Annotated in this window: 13 protein-coding genes; 7 read left to right on the forward strand and 6 right to left on the reverse strand. The window is 43.9% G+C overall.

Features of this window, described 5'->3' with window-relative positions:
• Positions 1 to 8: 8 nt before the first annotated feature.
• The 6 genes from ACLVWP_RS18550 to ACLVWP_RS18575 all read left to right on the forward strand — a co-directional run bounded on the left by ACLVWP_RS18550 (position 9) and on the right by ACLVWP_RS18575 (position 6881).
• Positions 9 to 824 (forward strand): purine-nucleoside phosphorylase, encoded by an 816-nt coding sequence (locus ACLVWP_RS18550; protein WP_413559148.1) that lies wholly within the window; start codon positions 9 to 11, stop codon positions 822 to 824.
• Positions 825 to 966: 142 nt separating this feature from the next.
• The gene (locus tag ACLVWP_RS18555) at positions 967 to 1743 is read left to right on the forward strand and encodes a hypothetical protein (protein ID WP_413559149.1); all 777 of its coding nucleotides are present in this window, start codon (positions 967 to 969) and stop codon (positions 1741 to 1743) included.
• 173 nt (positions 1744 to 1916) lie between these two features.
• On the forward strand, positions 1917 to 3146 hold the full coding sequence (locus ACLVWP_RS18560; protein WP_413559150.1) for a S8 family peptidase: 1230 nt from the start codon (positions 1917 to 1919) through the stop codon (positions 3144 to 3146).
• A 129-nt stretch (positions 3147 to 3275) separates the two neighbouring features.
• Entirely contained in the window at positions 3276 to 4841 is a 1566-nt protein-coding gene (locus ACLVWP_RS18565; RefSeq protein ID WP_413559151.1) for an acyl-CoA carboxylase subunit beta, read from the forward strand.
• An 8-nt stretch (positions 4842 to 4849) separates the two neighbouring features.
• Positions 4850 to 6352, forward strand: a complete 1503-nt coding sequence (gene accC, locus ACLVWP_RS18570) for an acetyl-CoA carboxylase biotin carboxylase subunit (RefSeq protein ID WP_413559152.1) — start codon at positions 4850 to 4852, stop codon at positions 6350 to 6352.
• Between the two features lies 1 nt (position 6353).
• Positions 6354 to 6881: an acetyl-CoA carboxylase biotin carboxyl carrier protein subunit gene (locus ACLVWP_RS18575; protein WP_413559153.1), complete on the forward strand. Its 528-nt coding sequence runs from the start codon at positions 6354 to 6356 to the stop codon at positions 6879 to 6881.
• A gap of 111 nt (positions 6882 to 6992) precedes the next feature.
• On the opposite strand, the gene tatC is transcribed toward ACLVWP_RS18575, so the two are convergent.
• The 5 genes from tatC to ACLVWP_RS18600 all read right to left on the reverse strand — a co-directional run bounded on the left by tatC (position 6993) and on the right by ACLVWP_RS18600 (position 11634).
• Positions 6993 to 7757, reverse strand: a complete 765-nt coding sequence (tatC, locus tag ACLVWP_RS18580; RefSeq protein ID WP_413559154.1) for a twin-arginine translocase subunit TatC — start codon at positions 7755 to 7757, stop codon at positions 6993 to 6995.
• Positions 7757 to 8146, reverse strand: a complete 390-nt coding sequence (locus ACLVWP_RS18585) for a twin-arginine translocase TatA/TatE family subunit (RefSeq protein ID WP_413559155.1) — start codon at positions 8144 to 8146, stop codon at positions 7757 to 7759. The genes tatC and ACLVWP_RS18585 overlap by 1 nt, the downstream gene beginning before the upstream one ends.
• An 18-nt stretch (positions 8147 to 8164) precedes the next feature.
• The gene (locus ACLVWP_RS18590; protein ID WP_413559156.1) at positions 8165 to 8770 is read right to left on the reverse strand and encodes a hypothetical protein; all 606 of its coding nucleotides are present in this window, start codon (positions 8768 to 8770) and stop codon (positions 8165 to 8167) included.
• Positions 8771 to 8875: 105 nt separating this feature from the next.
• Positions 8876 to 9661, reverse strand: coding sequence for a substrate-binding periplasmic protein (locus tag ACLVWP_RS18595; protein ID WP_413559157.1), 786 nt, complete (start codon positions 9659 to 9661; stop codon positions 8876 to 8878).
• Between the two features lie 116 nt (positions 9662 to 9777).
• The gene (locus ACLVWP_RS18600) at positions 9778 to 11634 is read right to left on the reverse strand and encodes a hypothetical protein (protein WP_413559158.1); all 1857 of its coding nucleotides are present in this window, start codon (positions 11632 to 11634) and stop codon (positions 9778 to 9780) included.
• A gap of 302 nt (positions 11635 to 11936) precedes the next feature.
• Here ACLVWP_RS18600 and ACLVWP_RS18605 point away from each other — a divergent pair, with 302 nt between their 5' ends.
• Positions 11937 to 13484: a lytic transglycosylase domain-containing protein gene (locus ACLVWP_RS18605; protein ID WP_413559159.1), complete on the forward strand. Its 1548-nt coding sequence runs from the start codon at positions 11937 to 11939 to the stop codon at positions 13482 to 13484.
• Here the strand turns inward: ACLVWP_RS18605 and ACLVWP_RS18610 are convergent.
• Positions 13481 to 16081: a M16 family metallopeptidase gene (locus ACLVWP_RS18610; protein ID WP_413559160.1), complete on the reverse strand. Its 2601-nt coding sequence runs from the start codon at positions 16079 to 16081 to the stop codon at positions 13481 to 13483. The genes ACLVWP_RS18605 and ACLVWP_RS18610 overlap by 4 nt on opposite strands.
• Between the last annotated feature and the right edge of the window lie 2 nt (positions 16082 to 16083).

The raw sequence follows: 16083 nt of genomic DNA on the forward strand, positions 1-16083 counted from the left end.
AAAACATTATGGTACTCAATAAACTTCAAGAATCTATCAGCTTCATCCGTACAAAAACTTCGGCAAAACCGAAGATCGGTGTCGTCCTTGGTTCCGGTTTGGGTGCCTTTGTTAAAGATGTCGAAGTGGAAGTTACTATTCCCTACAAAGACATTCCTCACTTCTCCCCTCCTACTGTTGAGGGTCACTCCGGGAATTTGATTTTCGGTAAAGTAAACGGCCAATCTATCGTTATTCTTCAAGGTCGCAATCACTACTATGAAGGTCACAGCATGGAAAGCGTTGTGTTCCCGACTCGTACTCTTGCGATGCTTGGAATTGAAGCATTGATTTTAACGAACTCCGCTGGCGGATTCGGTGAAAGCATGCAAGCCGGTGATTTCATGATCATCGAAGATCATATCAATTTGATGGGCACAAATCCTTTGATGGGACCGAACATCAAGGAACTAGGTCCTCGCTTCCCTGACATGACTGAAGCTTACGACAAACGCTTGATCAACATCATGGAACAAGTTCTGCAAAAGCAAGGAACTCGCTACCACAAAGGTATTTACTGCGGCGTGAGCGGTCCTACTTACGAAACTCCCGCTGAAGTTCGCTATTTGAAGTTGATCGGTGGAAAAGCTGTCGGCATGAGCACAGTTCCTGAAACGATCGCTGCAAACCACTTGGGTCTTCGCGTGTCAGCTTTGAGCTGCATCACGAACTTGGCTGCGGGTATTTCTTCTCAGAAACTATCGCACGATGAAGTTACTGAGACTGCAAAACGCGTAGAGATGCAGTTCACTTCGTTCCTTAAAGAATTCATCGCAAACATCTAGACGTTTATCTGTTTAGTCGAGCGAACATGTGTTGGTATTTCAGGCTGTTCGTCGACTTCTCTCGCTCTCTTGGATAAACAATTTTTAGTCAATCAAGCAAAACTATATAAAGTTTATTAGTTCGTCTTCCGAACTTAGAAACATGAAAAAGTTTATCTTGTTATCAATGATGATTGCGCTGGTTTGCTCGACACTTCTTTCTTGTGGATCTCCTCCGAAGAAAGAAGATGCGGCCTCAACGTCCCCCGACGAGGTAGGTGGACTTGGCGACAACGCCGCACTTTACGCATCTGTATCTACAATCTGGCAGGGCTTAGAGGCAAAGACTGAACACGGAAAGTGTGTTATTTCCTCTGACGAATCAGAAGGCTATTCAAGAACCTGCACCATCACGATACCCGAGGGCCAGCTTTATTTCAGTTCATTGAACATCACGATCGGCACAAAAACGACACCTCTTTGCCCAGTTGTCTCATTCACTCCTTACAGATATCAAATTGCCTCTGACGATACTTCATACATCCCTCCGGGTGAAACGACTGCTGCAAAGTGTGGTTCTGAGCTCGAAAAAACTCCTAAATGCTGGGGCGGAGCTGCCACGCAAATGGTATCAAGCTTTCCGACCAACAAAGGAATGTACCAGGTAACAGCATCTCTCCCACAGTATACCTACGAATATCCCTCTGAGAATGAACTCGGCTGGTATAGCCCGAGGTCTAACCGCGGAACCATTAACAATCTTCTCACCCCAACGGCATCCCAAGCCGGTTATGTGGCTAACTCAATGAGAGATTACACTATCGTGTGCCAAGATCTATGGGCTCAGCCCATCTACACCATCGTTCTGAAGCTGGTGGACAAGGACACAGAAGCCGACAACAACGACGTCGCAAAAGATCAGATTCCCGACTGGCAATAGAACCAGATTCAAATCCAAATACTGGACCAAGGTGGGATGACCTTGGTCTTTTTGTTTATGGGCCAAAGGTTAAACTAGCCTCAAAATAAGACGTATTTTTCCGATCTATTAACCTGTGTGGGTTAACATCAAGTCTCATAGATGGGACCTTTGGGCCCGCACAGGGAGTGAACATGGATGTTCAGAAAATTCTCTCGGCGGTTGCTTGCGTCTTAGTATTTACAGCTTGTAGCAAAAAATCGTCGGATTCTGTTTTCTCAGATAGCACAGCGCTCGATTCCGCTGCGTGTATGGGACAAGCAATCAAAAATAAATTCATCGTTCAGTGGGAAGATGGTCGCTTTACAGTTGAATCTGGAAGTGATGCTGATTCATTCAAAAAAGAATTTATTGAACCTCAATTACAAGAAATTCGCCGCGTGGAATTTGATCGTCGCATTCAACTTGAATCGACAAAAGAATATGCCACGTCTTCGGTGAGCGATTCCTGGGGTCAGAGCATGATCAAAACAAGCTCTGCTTACTCTCAAGGGTTTTATGGTCAAGGTGTTAAGGTCGCAGTTGTAGATGCGTATGTGGATGTCACGCATCCGCAACTTGCGGGCCGAATTGCAGTTAATTCTGGCGAAATTCCTAATAACGGAATTGATGATGATCGCAATGGTGTCGTTGATGACTATTACGGTGCGAGCTTTGTCTCTGTTCCGTCTTCGACGACGTCTCCAAGCCCTCACGGATCTCACGTCGCTGGTATTATTGCAGCGGACTCTGCTTACGGTCCTGTGAATGGTGTTGCTCCTCGCGCACAAATTATTCCTGCACAATTCATTGCAAATGATGGCGGTGGCTCTTTAGGTGATGCGGTATTGGCTCTGCAATATGCTGCAAATCGTGGCGCTAAGGTGATCAATGCTAGCTGGGGGGGCGCACCCTGTGTGGCGTCTCTTCGCAATGCATTCCAAGAGCTTGAACGAAAAGGTATCTTGGTTGTCGTTGCCGCGGGTAATGATGGACGCGATATCGATATTTATCCTGAGTTCCCGGCATCGTTTGATCTTTCCAATCAAATTACCGTGGCCGCTTCGAGTGTTAGTGACTTTATGACCGCTTGGTCAAACAGTGGCTTTAACTTGGTTCACGTGGCTGCACCGGGCGAGCATATCTTGAGTACCATTCCTGGAGCGACTTCGACGTACATGGATGGCACAAGTATGGCTGCTCCATTTGTATCCGGCACAGCGGCAATCCTTTGGAGTGCCAAGCCAACAGCCACTCCTCAGCAAATAAAAGCGGCAATACAACAGTCGGTTGACGTTACTTCAGGGCACGAGTTTAAAGTAAAAACTCGAGGCCGAATCAATATTCAAAAGGCACTTCAAGTACTTGGACAGTTAGTCCCATAAATTCAACAAGATACCCCATGAACGCAGAGCAGAAAAACATGCTCTGCGTCTGTCGTTTTAAGATGCCTACTCACATGCTCATTGGTAGAAATATTCCTTCCGTTTTTTCAAACGTTAAAGAAGGAATTTATGAGCGAAGTATCTACAGGTATTCAAGCGAAGCTTGCTGACCTAGAAAAAAGAAATGAAGCCGCGATGGCGGGTGGTGGAGCTGCTCGTGTTGCAAAACACAAACAAGGCGGCAGACTTTCAGCGCGTGAGCGTTTAGATGTTCTTTTGGATCCAGGCAGTTTCGTTGAGATGGATCGTTTCGTTACTCATCGTTGCACAAACTTCGGCATGGACAAAAATGTTGTTCCTGGCGACGGCGTAGTAACTGGTTACGGTCGTATCAACGGCAAATTGGTTTATGTCTCTTCTCAAGATTTCACTGTTATCGGTGGATCTATGTCTCGCACTCAAGCAAACAAAATCTGCAAAGTGATGGACCTTTCTATCAAGAACGGTGCTCCTTTCATTTCTTTGAATGACTCTGGTGGTGCGCGTATTCAAGAAGGTATCGAATCGCTTGGTGGTTACGCAGATATCTTTACACGCAACACGATGGCTTCTGGTTTGGTTCCACAAATCACAGCAATCATGGGGCCATGCGCGGGTGGCGCGGTTTACTCCCCGTCTATCACTGACTTTGTATTCATGGTTAAAAACACTTCGTACATGTTCGTAACGGGTCCTGATGTAATCAAGACTGTAACTCACGAAGATGTGACGAAAGAAGATCTTGGTGGCGCGACGACTCACTCTGCGAAATCAGGCGTGGCTCACTTTGCTGCTGAAGATGATAAGCACTGCTTGTTGCTAATCCGCGAATTGATGAACTTCCTTCCATCAAACAACTTGGATGACGCTCCAGCATTGCCGAACACAGATCGCCCTGACCGCTTGACTGAAGCGATCATGAACTTGATCCCAGAAAATCCTAAAAAACCTTACGACATGCTTGCAGTTATCACTGAGTGCGTGGATGAGGGTTACTTCCTTGAGGTTCACAAGCACTTCGCACAAAACGTGATCGTAGGTTTTGCGCGCTTCAACGGTCGCCCTGTTGGTATCGTAGCAAATCAACCAAACATCTTGGCTGGTTGCTTGAATATCGAAGCTTCTCGTAAAGCAGCTCGCTTCATCCGTTTCTGTGATGCTTTCAACATTCCAGTTGTTTCATTCGTTGACGTTCCAGGCTTCTTGCCAGGTAAAGATCAAGAGTGGAATGGTATCATCACTCACGGCGCTAAGTTGCTTTACGCATATGCTGAGGCAACCGTTCCTAAGATCACTATCATCACTCGTAAAGCTTACGGTGGTGCCTACATCGTGATGGGTTCTAAACTTTTGAGATCTGATGTGAACTTGGCTTACCCGTCTGCAGAGATCGCAGTAATGGGCGCTGAGGGTGCTGTAAGCATCATCAGCCGCGAAGAAATCAACAAAGCAAAAGATCCAGCGGCAGAAAAAGCTCGTTTGACAGCTCAGTACGAAGAGAAGTTCTCAAACCCGTACGTGTCTGCTGAACTTGGTTACACTGACGAAGTTATCGATCCAGCGTTGACTCGTAAGCGCATCATCGACTCTTTGGAAATGCTAAAAAATAAACGCGATATCACTCCGGCTAAAAAGCACGGAAATATCCCTCTGTAGGAGCGACCATGGCAGTATTTAAAAAAATCCTGATCGCAAATCGTGGGGAAATCGCAATTCGTATCACTCGCGCTTGCCGCGAGCTTGGTATCGCGTCTGTTGCAGTTTTCTCTGATGCCGATCGTGATAGCTTGCACGTTTTCTTGGCGGACGAGGCCTACCATATTGGGCCTTCTCCATCTAAAGAGAGCTATTTGAATTACAGAAGAATTTTGGAAGTAGCTAAGCAATCTGGCGCGGACGCTGTTCACCCAGGTTACGGCTTCTTGTCTGAGAACACGACTTTCGCAAAAGCGTGTGAAGAGGCAGGAATCACTTTCATCGGACCTACGGTCGCCAACATCGAATCTATGGGAGATAAAATCTCTGCCAAAGCTTTGATGAAAAAATCTGGCGTACCAACAGTTCCTGGTTCTGATGGCGGCGTTGACACTGTTGAAGACGCTTTGAAAGTTGCAGAAAAAATCGGTCTTCCAGTTATCATCAAAGCCACTGCTGGTGGCGGTGGTAAAGGGATGCGTATCGTTCGTAAGATGGATGAGTTTGAAAGTGCGTTCCGCGCTTGCCGCTCTGAAGGTCAGAACTATTTCGCGAATCCAACTGTTTACATCGAGAAATTCATCAACGATCCAAAACATATCGAGATCCAAGTATTCGGCGATAAACACGGTAACCATGTTCATTTATTTGAGCGCGAGTGCTCTGTACAACGTCGTAACCAAAAGATCATCGAAGAGTCTCCATCACCTTCTGTTCCTCATGAAGTGCGCTTGCGCATGGGTGAGGCTTCTGTCCGCGCAGCGAAACAGATTAATTACGTAGGCGCTGGAACGATTGAATACATCTTTGATAACACGACTAAAGAATTCTACTTCATGGAGATGAATACTCGTCTGCAAGTAGAACATCCAATCACAGAGATCGTAACTGGTGTGGACTTGGTTCGTGAGCAAATTCACGTGGCTGCTGGTAAACCTTTGAGCTTTAAGCAAGAAGACATCAAGCAAAAAGGCCATGCGATCGAAGCACGTATCTGTGCTGAAGATCCAGTGACTTACAAACCAAATCCAGGTGTTATCCGCGCTTGCCGTCACCCACAAGGTCCGTTCATGCGTGTGGATTCTTACGCTTACCCTGGTTACAACGTACCTATTTACTACGATCCGATGATCTCTAAGGTAATCACTTGGGGTGACACTCGTAATGAGGCAATCGATCGTATGCAACGTGCTTTGTCTGAGTTCGTACTAACGGGTATCAAAACTAATATCGTTCTTCATAAAACGATTTTGGATCACCCGACGTTCCGTGACGGCACTTACACGACACAATTTATCGAGAAAAACTTCGAAGTTATTGAACCGGTCATGTTCAAACAAGTTGATGACCCTGTGTTCTTGATCGCGGCAGCTATTGAGGCCTACAACGATCGTAAATCGAAGGATATCCGTCAGCTTAACGTTCGCTCCACATGGAGAAGCGTGGGCCGTAAACTTCAGTTGAGGACGTAACATGTATTTCGAAGCAGAACTTAGAGGAATCAAATACAAGGTAGATGTGACGGAAGGCCGCCACACTTGGAAAGTTTCTTTGCAACAAGAAGGCAAAGAGTGGGTTCACCACGATATTTCCAAGAACGACTTTAAACACGCTGAAGAGTACATTAGCTTCCTTTTCCAAGGTAAGTCTTACTTGATCGACGTCGTGGGTTCAGACACTGAATACACGGTGTTTACGCGTAACTCGTTCCGTTCTATCAAGATCTTCAATGACGAAATGTTGTTGCATGAATCTTTGAAAAAAGGCGGCGGTTTCGGTGGCGATCTAGAGCTTAAAGCTGGTATGCCAGGAAAAATCATCGAGATCTTTGCAAAAGAAGGCGATATCGTAAAAGCGAACAAGCCACTTTTGATCATGGAAGCGATGAAAATGGAAAACGAAATGCGCTCGGCTCGTGATGTAAAAATCAAAGAGATCAAAGTTAAGCAAGGCGACTCTGTTGAATCAGGCGCTGTGCTTATTAAATTCGAAGAACCTTAATTTGTTCTTTGAACTTTGAACAAAATAAAAGGGAAACTTCTTTCGGAGTTTCCCTTTTTTATTATCTAAATTTTGTAGCTATCTTCTCCAGCAAAATTGAAGTGCTGACAGCTATTCTCGTTCGTTTCTTTTGATATCCGCTTCGCGCTTACGCTCAACAAATCCAACCACAAGCACGCCAATTTCGTACAGTAGAACCATCGGAACCAACATCATCACCATACTCATCAAGTCTGGTGGAGTGATGATCGCTGCAGCCACAGCAAGACCCATGATCGCGTAACGACGTTTCTCTTTTAGGAATTTCTGACTTACCAAGCCCATCATTCCAAGAATTGAAATAACTAGTGGCAACTCGAATGAAACACCGAACATCAAGCACATTTGAGTAAAGAAACCCAAATACTGCTCGATCGAGATCATCGCTTTATCTGTCGTTCCGCCGTAGTTCATCAAGAAATGGAACGCCATTGGTAAAACGATGTAATAAGAGAACGCCGCACCCATGATGAAAAGGCCTGAACCCGCGACGATGAAGGTCATCGAGTATTTCTTTTCGTTTTGATAAAGACCTGGCGCTACGAATTTCCAGATTTGGTAAAGCCACAAGGGACAAGAAATCAAAATACCGCAAACAAAGGCGATTTTGATGTGAGCTAAGAATTTATCTAGTGGACCCGTATAGATCAAGCCACCACCTGGAAGGTACGGAGCAATCGGAGCACGGATGAAATCAAAAACTGGCTCACTAAAGTGGTAACAGATACCTGTCGCAATCAAAAGGATCCAAACCATACGCACTAAGCGAAAGCGCAACTCGCCTAAATGTTCAAAAAGGGATTGAGATCTTTGGTCTAAATCTTCAGTCGTTCCCATTAGGCTTTATTCCCTTTTTTATCGTCGTCATCAGTGGAATCGTTTTTCACCACGAACTCCATTTGAACCGGAGGACGGTGATGTGCAGAATCTTGCATTGTCGGCGCACCACCATGAGCTACATGGTCTGCACCACTCCAGTCCCCCTCTTCTTCAGGTTCAACACTTGGAGTTGCTGGTGGAGCCTTTGGCGGAGCTTTCTTAGGAGTGTCGTAAAGATCAATGCGAGCTTGAGCTTTAATCTCGTCCGTCAAATCACCAGTCGTTCTTTTAAGTTCATTAAGAAAGCGACCCAATGTGCGCGCCAATTGAGGAAGTTCTTTGGGGCCGATTACGATCAGCGCCAAAACAGCGAGGAAAATAATTTCAGACAAACCTAAACCGAACATGGTCGCAGATTATTAGAATCACCCTTGTTTGCCAAGCTTTACTTGGTCTTGAGGTAGGGTCAAAACCCCCATCTCAACCAGTTTTTCCTTGGCTAGCTCTGATCCAGTTTTTTGATAGCGGTCATAGAGACGAAGGATACTTTCGTCAGACTTAATAAAAGAGTGATGACTGATGTATGTCAGCACATCAACGAACTCAATAAAGCGCGATGAGAACGTTTTATACACGCGGGCTAAACCGTCTTCGCGAGTACAGTGGGCAAGGTGCGTGTAGGCTGCTCCACCGATATTCGCATAGTAATCCACATCGACGGTCTTGCGCGCCAAGGAGTCACCGAAAAAGCCACTGATATAAAGCGCGCGGTCGCCAAGCTTTCTAAATTTTTCCAGTTTTAATGCTTGTTCTGCATTATGGGCGTGCAGATACATTTCAGCGAGAGTCTGCTCTGCTTCGAAAAGAGCTTTTGCATCTAGATATTGTTGGAGAAGATTTACGAGATACGTTTCAACAAGAGGAAACGTTTGAACTTTACGATCGTAAAGTCCCTTAGAAACGAGCTCCTGGAAATATCCTTCCGGGCTCACAAATAGCTCTACTGTTTGCGAGTCTGGTTTATTTTTCATCCTTCACTCACCGCTTTTGCTTACTATAAGTCTAACAAAAATCAGCGGCGATTCGGTTAATTGTTTATGGGAATCAGGACGTTGGTCGATTTCAGCTATTCTGTCTCAATTTAAAACAGCAGACCTCGGCCACAGCACCTCTGTATCCCTCGATACTTGGGGAGGATGGTCTTTCAAGTATTGATCTATTTCCTTTTGAATTTTTGCTTTTCTAAGAAGCTTATTAAACCGTTCTGCTTTCATGTAAGCTTCGGATCCAAAGACAATATGGAGACTTTTGTTCGCGATTGCCTTTTCATTTATCTGCAAATTCTTAACTCCACGAACACCAAGCTTTGCAATCAGGTATCTTCCGTTAACAAGATCAATGAATGCTCCGTCCAGACGCCCACCCAATACTTTTTTTACGTTGGTCTCATCATCCTTTGCTTCTTCAATCTTTATAACTCCACTCTCAACCAGGGCATTGAATTCAGCGGTGTTTCCGTAATCGATAACAACCCCGATAGTTTTTCCACGCAAATCTTCGAGCTTATCCCACTTTAATGGGTTAAGCTTTCTCTCGATAAATCCAATCGGTGAATGAAATACGGAATCGGAAATTATTAATCCACGGTGATGGTCTTCATTCCAGGCAGGATAGTATCCGTCCACCTTATTTTTCTTAGTATCTGACACCGCTCGGGCCCACGGCAGAAAAGTAAACTTAACCTGAACCCCCGATTCATTAAGCATCTTCTTAACGGCTGAGATGCCCGGCCCTTTGCCAGCACACGACTCGCAGGTATATGGATACCACTCGGTAACTGCAATTACCCACTCTTCCGCGTGAGCAAAAAGAGGAGCTATCAAAAGAGAAACCCCAATTACGAACCTCTGAAAACGTGCCATTTCCAATTTTTACTACAATCAAATCATTCCATCAGAGAAAATAGAAACTAAGTGCCTAGAAACAGGAATGGGCCGCGATTGCGGCCCATTTGTAATATTCATTTTAATAGTTTTGACTAGCGAGCACTTGAAGGTGCCACAGACGTAACCGTTGTACTAATCAAGGTCTGTTGAACTCCCAGCCTGATTTCCGGAACATAGCTAGCTTCATAATATTCGTTCTTTTCTTGATCCTTGCCGTTGTGATAGCGAGTTCCCGCCGTATACTTCATGGCGTCCATTCTCAGGTTGTTAATCAATCCGTAACGGATAATTTTACCATGTTTGAATGTCTCACAGCCTTCAACGTCCTGTATAACAATCTCCGCTCCCTTTGCTGTGTAATCAGTTACCATGTTCGCCAATGGGCACTGAACAATACGAGAGTTCGCGAACTCTACTACAACCACAATTCCACTTCTTAATTGAGCGACTTTGCCATCTGGATTCAAGACAGTATCCCAAACATTTTCTCCAGTGCGTGTTTTAGAAAAAGTTTTAGCCGTTCTTGTCGTATAGGAACATCTGCCCCATGAGTCTCGTCCCGTGCAATCATCCCAATTGGATTGATTAAGAACAATTTCAGATTCACTTGCGCGATTTTCCCATTGGAATACCGTTGGGTTTACAATGATGTGGCTACCATATCTTGGCAAAAATGAAGCATTGAAGACATTGTTTGGATTTGTAATTCTGTTTTTAACAACGTTTGTAAACGGTTCAGATTTCAAAGTTTCTGGACGAGTTGGATCAATACCTGTGAACGATACTATGTCATCCGCCCTACGAAGTTTTGAACCAAAGCTCACCGTGCGTTGAATGTTCTGCTTATCCATATGTACCCAGTTCACCGCAAAGACTTCCTCGTCAGAAATCTTCTCTTCCTTATACTGAATACATCCGATTGATTTACACTTTTGGTCCAATTCTACATCTGGATTTGGCGGAGGTTGCACAAAGAACTGACTGATGGCTCTGTCGACAACACCTTGCATTTGCGATGTGTAGTCACCACGAATGTAAACGTTCAATTCGCTTTCTTTCAGAACTGATTGAATCGCACTTTGCACATCCAGCTGAGCATACGGAGGATAGTTCGCGGATAGTTTAAATTTAATCGCCTCAAAAAGTTTTCTTTTACTGAAGTTTACGTGAACTTCACTTAATGGAATCGGCGCTACGATTGCATATTTAACATCGATATCCACCAATGAATTGCGAAGGGCGTCGTTTAACATTGAATCCAATTGATTCTCTTTAAGCTTCAAAGAAACCACGAATGGACGATTAATTTCACAGTAATCAGCGTCACCTATATTCGCTGGAGTTACGTCCATTTCCTTACCGGCGATATTCACTTGAATTTTTGTTGGGCAACCAGGCAAAGCCGCAACTTCAAATGGCTCTGTCGTCTTGGAGACTTCTTTAATATTTGCTTTCAACTCTTCATAATCCTTCACTCTCAAAAGAGGTGGGATTTCAACGGAAGTTCCGTCCATGCTGATTGTATTTGTATTTTTTGATAAGCCATCGACGATGGCTACGTTAAATGGAACCGTATAGTCTCCATTCTCGTCTTTCTGAAGATTTCCAAAACTTCCACCACTATGAACAATCAATCGCGGCATCACATAAAATTGAGGGCGATCGGAAACTCCTTCAAGTCTAAATACCGTTGCATTCAAATCTTTATGCGTTGGCAACGGAGTCAGACCCGAAGATGCCAAACGGTTTCTGTGTTTTTCAATTTCAGCTGCATCAATTGGAGTTACTTGCATTTCTCCGATTTTTTGCCCGTCTACGGTGACATCTGACTTTTGCAGACCATTCACGACAACTGGTTTTGCAGCATCCGGCGAATTCGAACACGCAGCAATCATTGAAGCTAGCACCAGAGTTAAAGTTTTTCTCGATAGCGGTTTTAAATAATTCATATCAATCTCCCATTCTTGAATCTGATGGAAGACCACTAGAGCAACCGCCGGGCCCACATAAAATCAACTCTACAGAAAGCTGATTCGATTTAACGGTCGACTCTTGGACAAACTCGGACTGAATTCTTAGACTTTGGATGTCTCCAAGAGGTGAAACATGGATTCTCAAAATGAGACAAAGCGCCCATTCCGAGCAAACTGTATAACTTTTATACGCCCAATCTGCGTCTATATGTAATCCACAGGTTCCGGCACTGGCACCGGGCTTGCTCATTATCCACATATAGAAAGAGCGGGTTTACATGATTAAAATTAATATGACTCCCAAAATTGATTTTAAAAAGGCAAAACTGCCGTTCCGCGTGGTACTGACTTTCGCAGTACTGACTGGTGTGGTTGGCCTTTATAATTCAGCACATTTTGTGGATTCCGAATCCGTTCTAGTTGGAATCTCTAATAAAGTTGAAAAAGTAACTGATGCGTTAGTAACACCTAATCCACCACTTAGCATGGATGAGCAATTTGCAGCGATGCAAGTTGAAGACGATCTGGCTGAAGTTGTACAAAGCGCTGTAAACTCTGTGGAAAGCGACGAACCAGAGCACATTCCTGAATCTAGTGTTGTGGAAAACCGCGAAAATATCCTAAACGACTATCAAAACATCATCGCTGAAGATTTCCATATCCCAGATAACATGCGTGATCGCGTGGGTTTCTGGTTTGATATCTATACTCAACACAATTCTAATAAACGCTTGATCCATCACTCTGAATATCCATGGATTGTCTTCGAAGTTGTTGATGTGACTTCGATTATTGAATCTGACACTCCAAAATTCCGCTGGATGAGAAACATGAAAGCGGACGAGTTAGTAAAACAACAAGTTGAGAAAACAAAAACAGCACTTAAATCTCTTTCTAAAAAGAAAAGTTTCGATAATTTGACTGAAGATGAAACACGCGTGATGGAAGCTCTATCTCACCTTGATGGTGAGGTGGCTAAAAAAGCTAAATTCGCTCTTACAAACGTACGCGTGCAAATGGGACAAAGAAACTTCTTCCAAACAGGTTTGGAAGTAAGCCCGAAGTATCTTCCTGGTATGGAAGAAATCTTTGAAAACTATGGTCTACCAGTAGAATTGACTCGTCTTCCATTCGTTGAATCAAGCTTCAACAAGCACGCAAAAAGTAAAGTCGGTGCTTCTGGTATCTGGCAATTCATGGGTGGTACAGGTCGTAAATTCATGATGGTGACTGACCATATCGACGAAAGACACTCTCCGTTTAAAGCGACGGTTGCAGCAGCTCAATTGCTTAAAGAAAATCACATGATCCTGAAACGCTCATGGCCATTGGCTTTGACGGCTTGGAATCACGGCCCTCCAGGCATGCGCAAAGCGATGGCGAAAACTAAATCTCAAGATTTGGGCGAGATCGTTGCTAAATACAGAAGCAGATCTTTTGATTTCGCTTCTTCAAATTTCTATAGCGAATTCTTGGGTGCTTTATTTGCGGAAAGATATCACGCTGAGATCTATCAAGACGTGAACTATTCTAAGCAATTGAACTTGCATACAGTGAAGCTTTCAAAAAGCATCGGCGCCAAAGAGTTGATGAAAAGAAGTAAGCTTTCTGAAGAAGACTTTATGCTTTTCAATCCAGACTTAAAAAAAGCTGTGAAAGTAAATGCTCAAGTTCCATCAGGATTTATGATTATGCTTGATGATGATTCACGCGATCATTTGAAGCATATCGTTGCGAATGCAACTTTAGGTAAAAAGAAAAAGGTTTCTAAGCCAACGGCTCAAAAAGAAATCACTCTTAATGAGCCTGTTGCTGTCGAAAACTAAATATCGTTAGGACCAACCAGAGAGATAATCTCTGGTTGCGAAAAGATCTTCTGCGCCAGATTTTGAATATCTTCTGGCGTAATCGCAAAATACTTATCTGCTACATCCAGGCTTTCACGATAATCTAGTCCATAAATATCATCGAATAGAATCGCATTACAGATTGTGCCCTTACGTTGCAATTCAATGTCATGGCGTCCAATCAGATATCTTTGCGCACGAGTCAGTTCTTCCTCACCCACTTTAACATCTGCAAGCTTTTTGAATTCTGCTTTCAACATTTGGATGGATTTCTGAGCCTTCTCTGGAGAACAACCGATATATCCACCAAAGTATCCGCCTTCAATGCCTTCCATATGCATTGGAGAAACTGAGTACGCCAGTGAATTCTTATCACGAAGCTCTAGGAACAAGCGACCACCCTGACCACTCAAGATAGATTGAATCACTTCAAGTGTATAGCGCTCAGGACTCATCAACGTTAGACCTTGATAGCCCACGATGATGTGACTTTGTTCTTTTTTAAGTTCATGGAAGATGTGCTTTTCTTTAGTAACTTTTTCGACTGGGAAATGGTTTTCGATTTTTTTACCAGCTGGCAACGCCGCGGTTACATCTTCAAACGTCTTAACCCATTTCTTAGTATCAACATCGCCAACCACACAAATCGTTAAGTTCTTAGCGTGAGCTACATTGTTATAGTACTTGCGCAAAGACTCCTGGTTAATAGCAGAGATCGACTTATCATCCCCTAGCAAATCTCTAGAGTACGGATGGTTTTTGAAGATCTCTTTCATGAAATTCATCACACAAATCTGTGCTGGATTGTCATTACGAGATTTTACTTGGTTTTTTTGAACTACTTTTTCGCGCTCTAGAATCTCCGCCGGGAATTGCGGGTTTAGCAAAGAATCCGTATAGATCTCAATCATCTTGTCTTCAAATGGTGAAAGGTAATCCATCGACATACCGACGGAGTTTCTGCCGCCAAATGCGCCAATGCCTGCCGCTAATTCATCCACGCGATGATTGATTTCATCTTCAGTAAATTTTTTGGAACCCGAAAGCCAGTTGCGAGAGAACAGTTCCGTCAAACCATTCGTCGTTCCATCCTCAGTGCGTGCTCCGCCTAGGAAGGCCGCTTTCATGGAAACATATGGCGTGTCCTTCTGTTCGCGAATCAACATTGTCGCTCCAGATTTCAAAGTGATTCTTTGTGTTTCTGGAGAGTGCTTCACAGCCTCTGTGTTGATCGAGAATTTTTTAGCCACAAACTTCGGCGGCTTCTCTTTAGATGCCTTCGTCGTTGATAGTGCTTTCTTAAGATTCTTAGCAAAAAGCTTCATGGACTTATCAGCAACCTTTTTATCCATGTTAGTCATTAACGACAAACTAAAGGCGTCCGCTTTAAAGTACTTTTTCGCAGCTTTTTGAATGTCTTCAGGCTTTAACGAATAAACTTGTTTCATGTATTTGCGATAGTGGTCGTGATCTGAATAGTAAAACTCATCTCCTCCGGCTTTTCTCGCAATGTTATCCACAGTCTCCATCGAGTAAACTTCATGGCTCGCAAAGTTAGTGATCGCTTTTTGCATTTCAGCGGTACTTGGAGGCTCTTGGATGATCTTAGTTAGAACCGGAATCATCGTGTTCAGAGCTTTATCCAAGTTTTCTTGTTCTAAATTGAACGATACTGCAAACATACCGTCATCCGGCATTGAGTAACTGAATGCGCCAACCGAGTTGGTCAGTGGTTCACGAATACGCAAAGTTTGCATCAGGCGTGAAGAGTCACCTTGGCCAAGAATCGCTGCCAGAACTTCTAGTGCCGCGATATCTTTGTGCTTAACGTTTGGAATTCTCCAGCTCAGATATCCCGTCGTCGTTTCAAATTTGGCTTGTTCGATTTTAATGCGGATATTCTTTTGTGCGGGCTCTTTCGCGTGAGTTGATTTGCGAAGTTTGTATGGGGCAAACCCGCCGAACATTTTTTCGACTTTTGATTTCATCTCTTTAGATTCAAAGTCACCGGCGATAACTAGGAACATGTTCGAAGGTACATAACGGCTTTGGTAGTATTCGCGGATTTTTTTCGCAGATACTTTCTTAACAACTTTGTCGTAACCAATGACCGGAATACCGTAAGGATGTTTCTTAAAGATGTTCGAGAATAGCAACTGGCTTGAACGACGGCCCGGGCTGTCTTGTCCACGCTTAATTTCCTCAAGAACTACTTCGCGCTCATTGTCGATTTCTTGAGGATCGAATGTAGGGTAACCCATCATTTCACTGATTACGTCCATCGCCACATCAGTGAATTGTTTAGAAATAGTCACGTAAAACACGGTCTGATCAAAGGATGTGTAGGCATTTAGCTCCCCGCCAGAACCCTCAACCGTGGCTGCGATCTCGCCCACTTTGTATTTACGAGTGCCTTTAAAAACCAAGTGCTCGATAAAGTGAGAAATCCCCTCTTCGCCCTTTTTCTCGTCGGCGGAGCCTGTTTTCACCCACATTTGAACTGAGACCACGGGTGACTTGTGACTCTCTAACAAAAGGACTTTCATACCGTTTTTTAGTTGAAATTTTTTAGACATAC

The sequence above is a fragment of the Bdellovibrio sp. HCB209 genome (assembly GCF_047306065.1).
Lineage (GTDB): Bacteria > Bdellovibrionota > Bdellovibrionia > Bdellovibrionales > Bdellovibrionaceae > Bdellovibrio.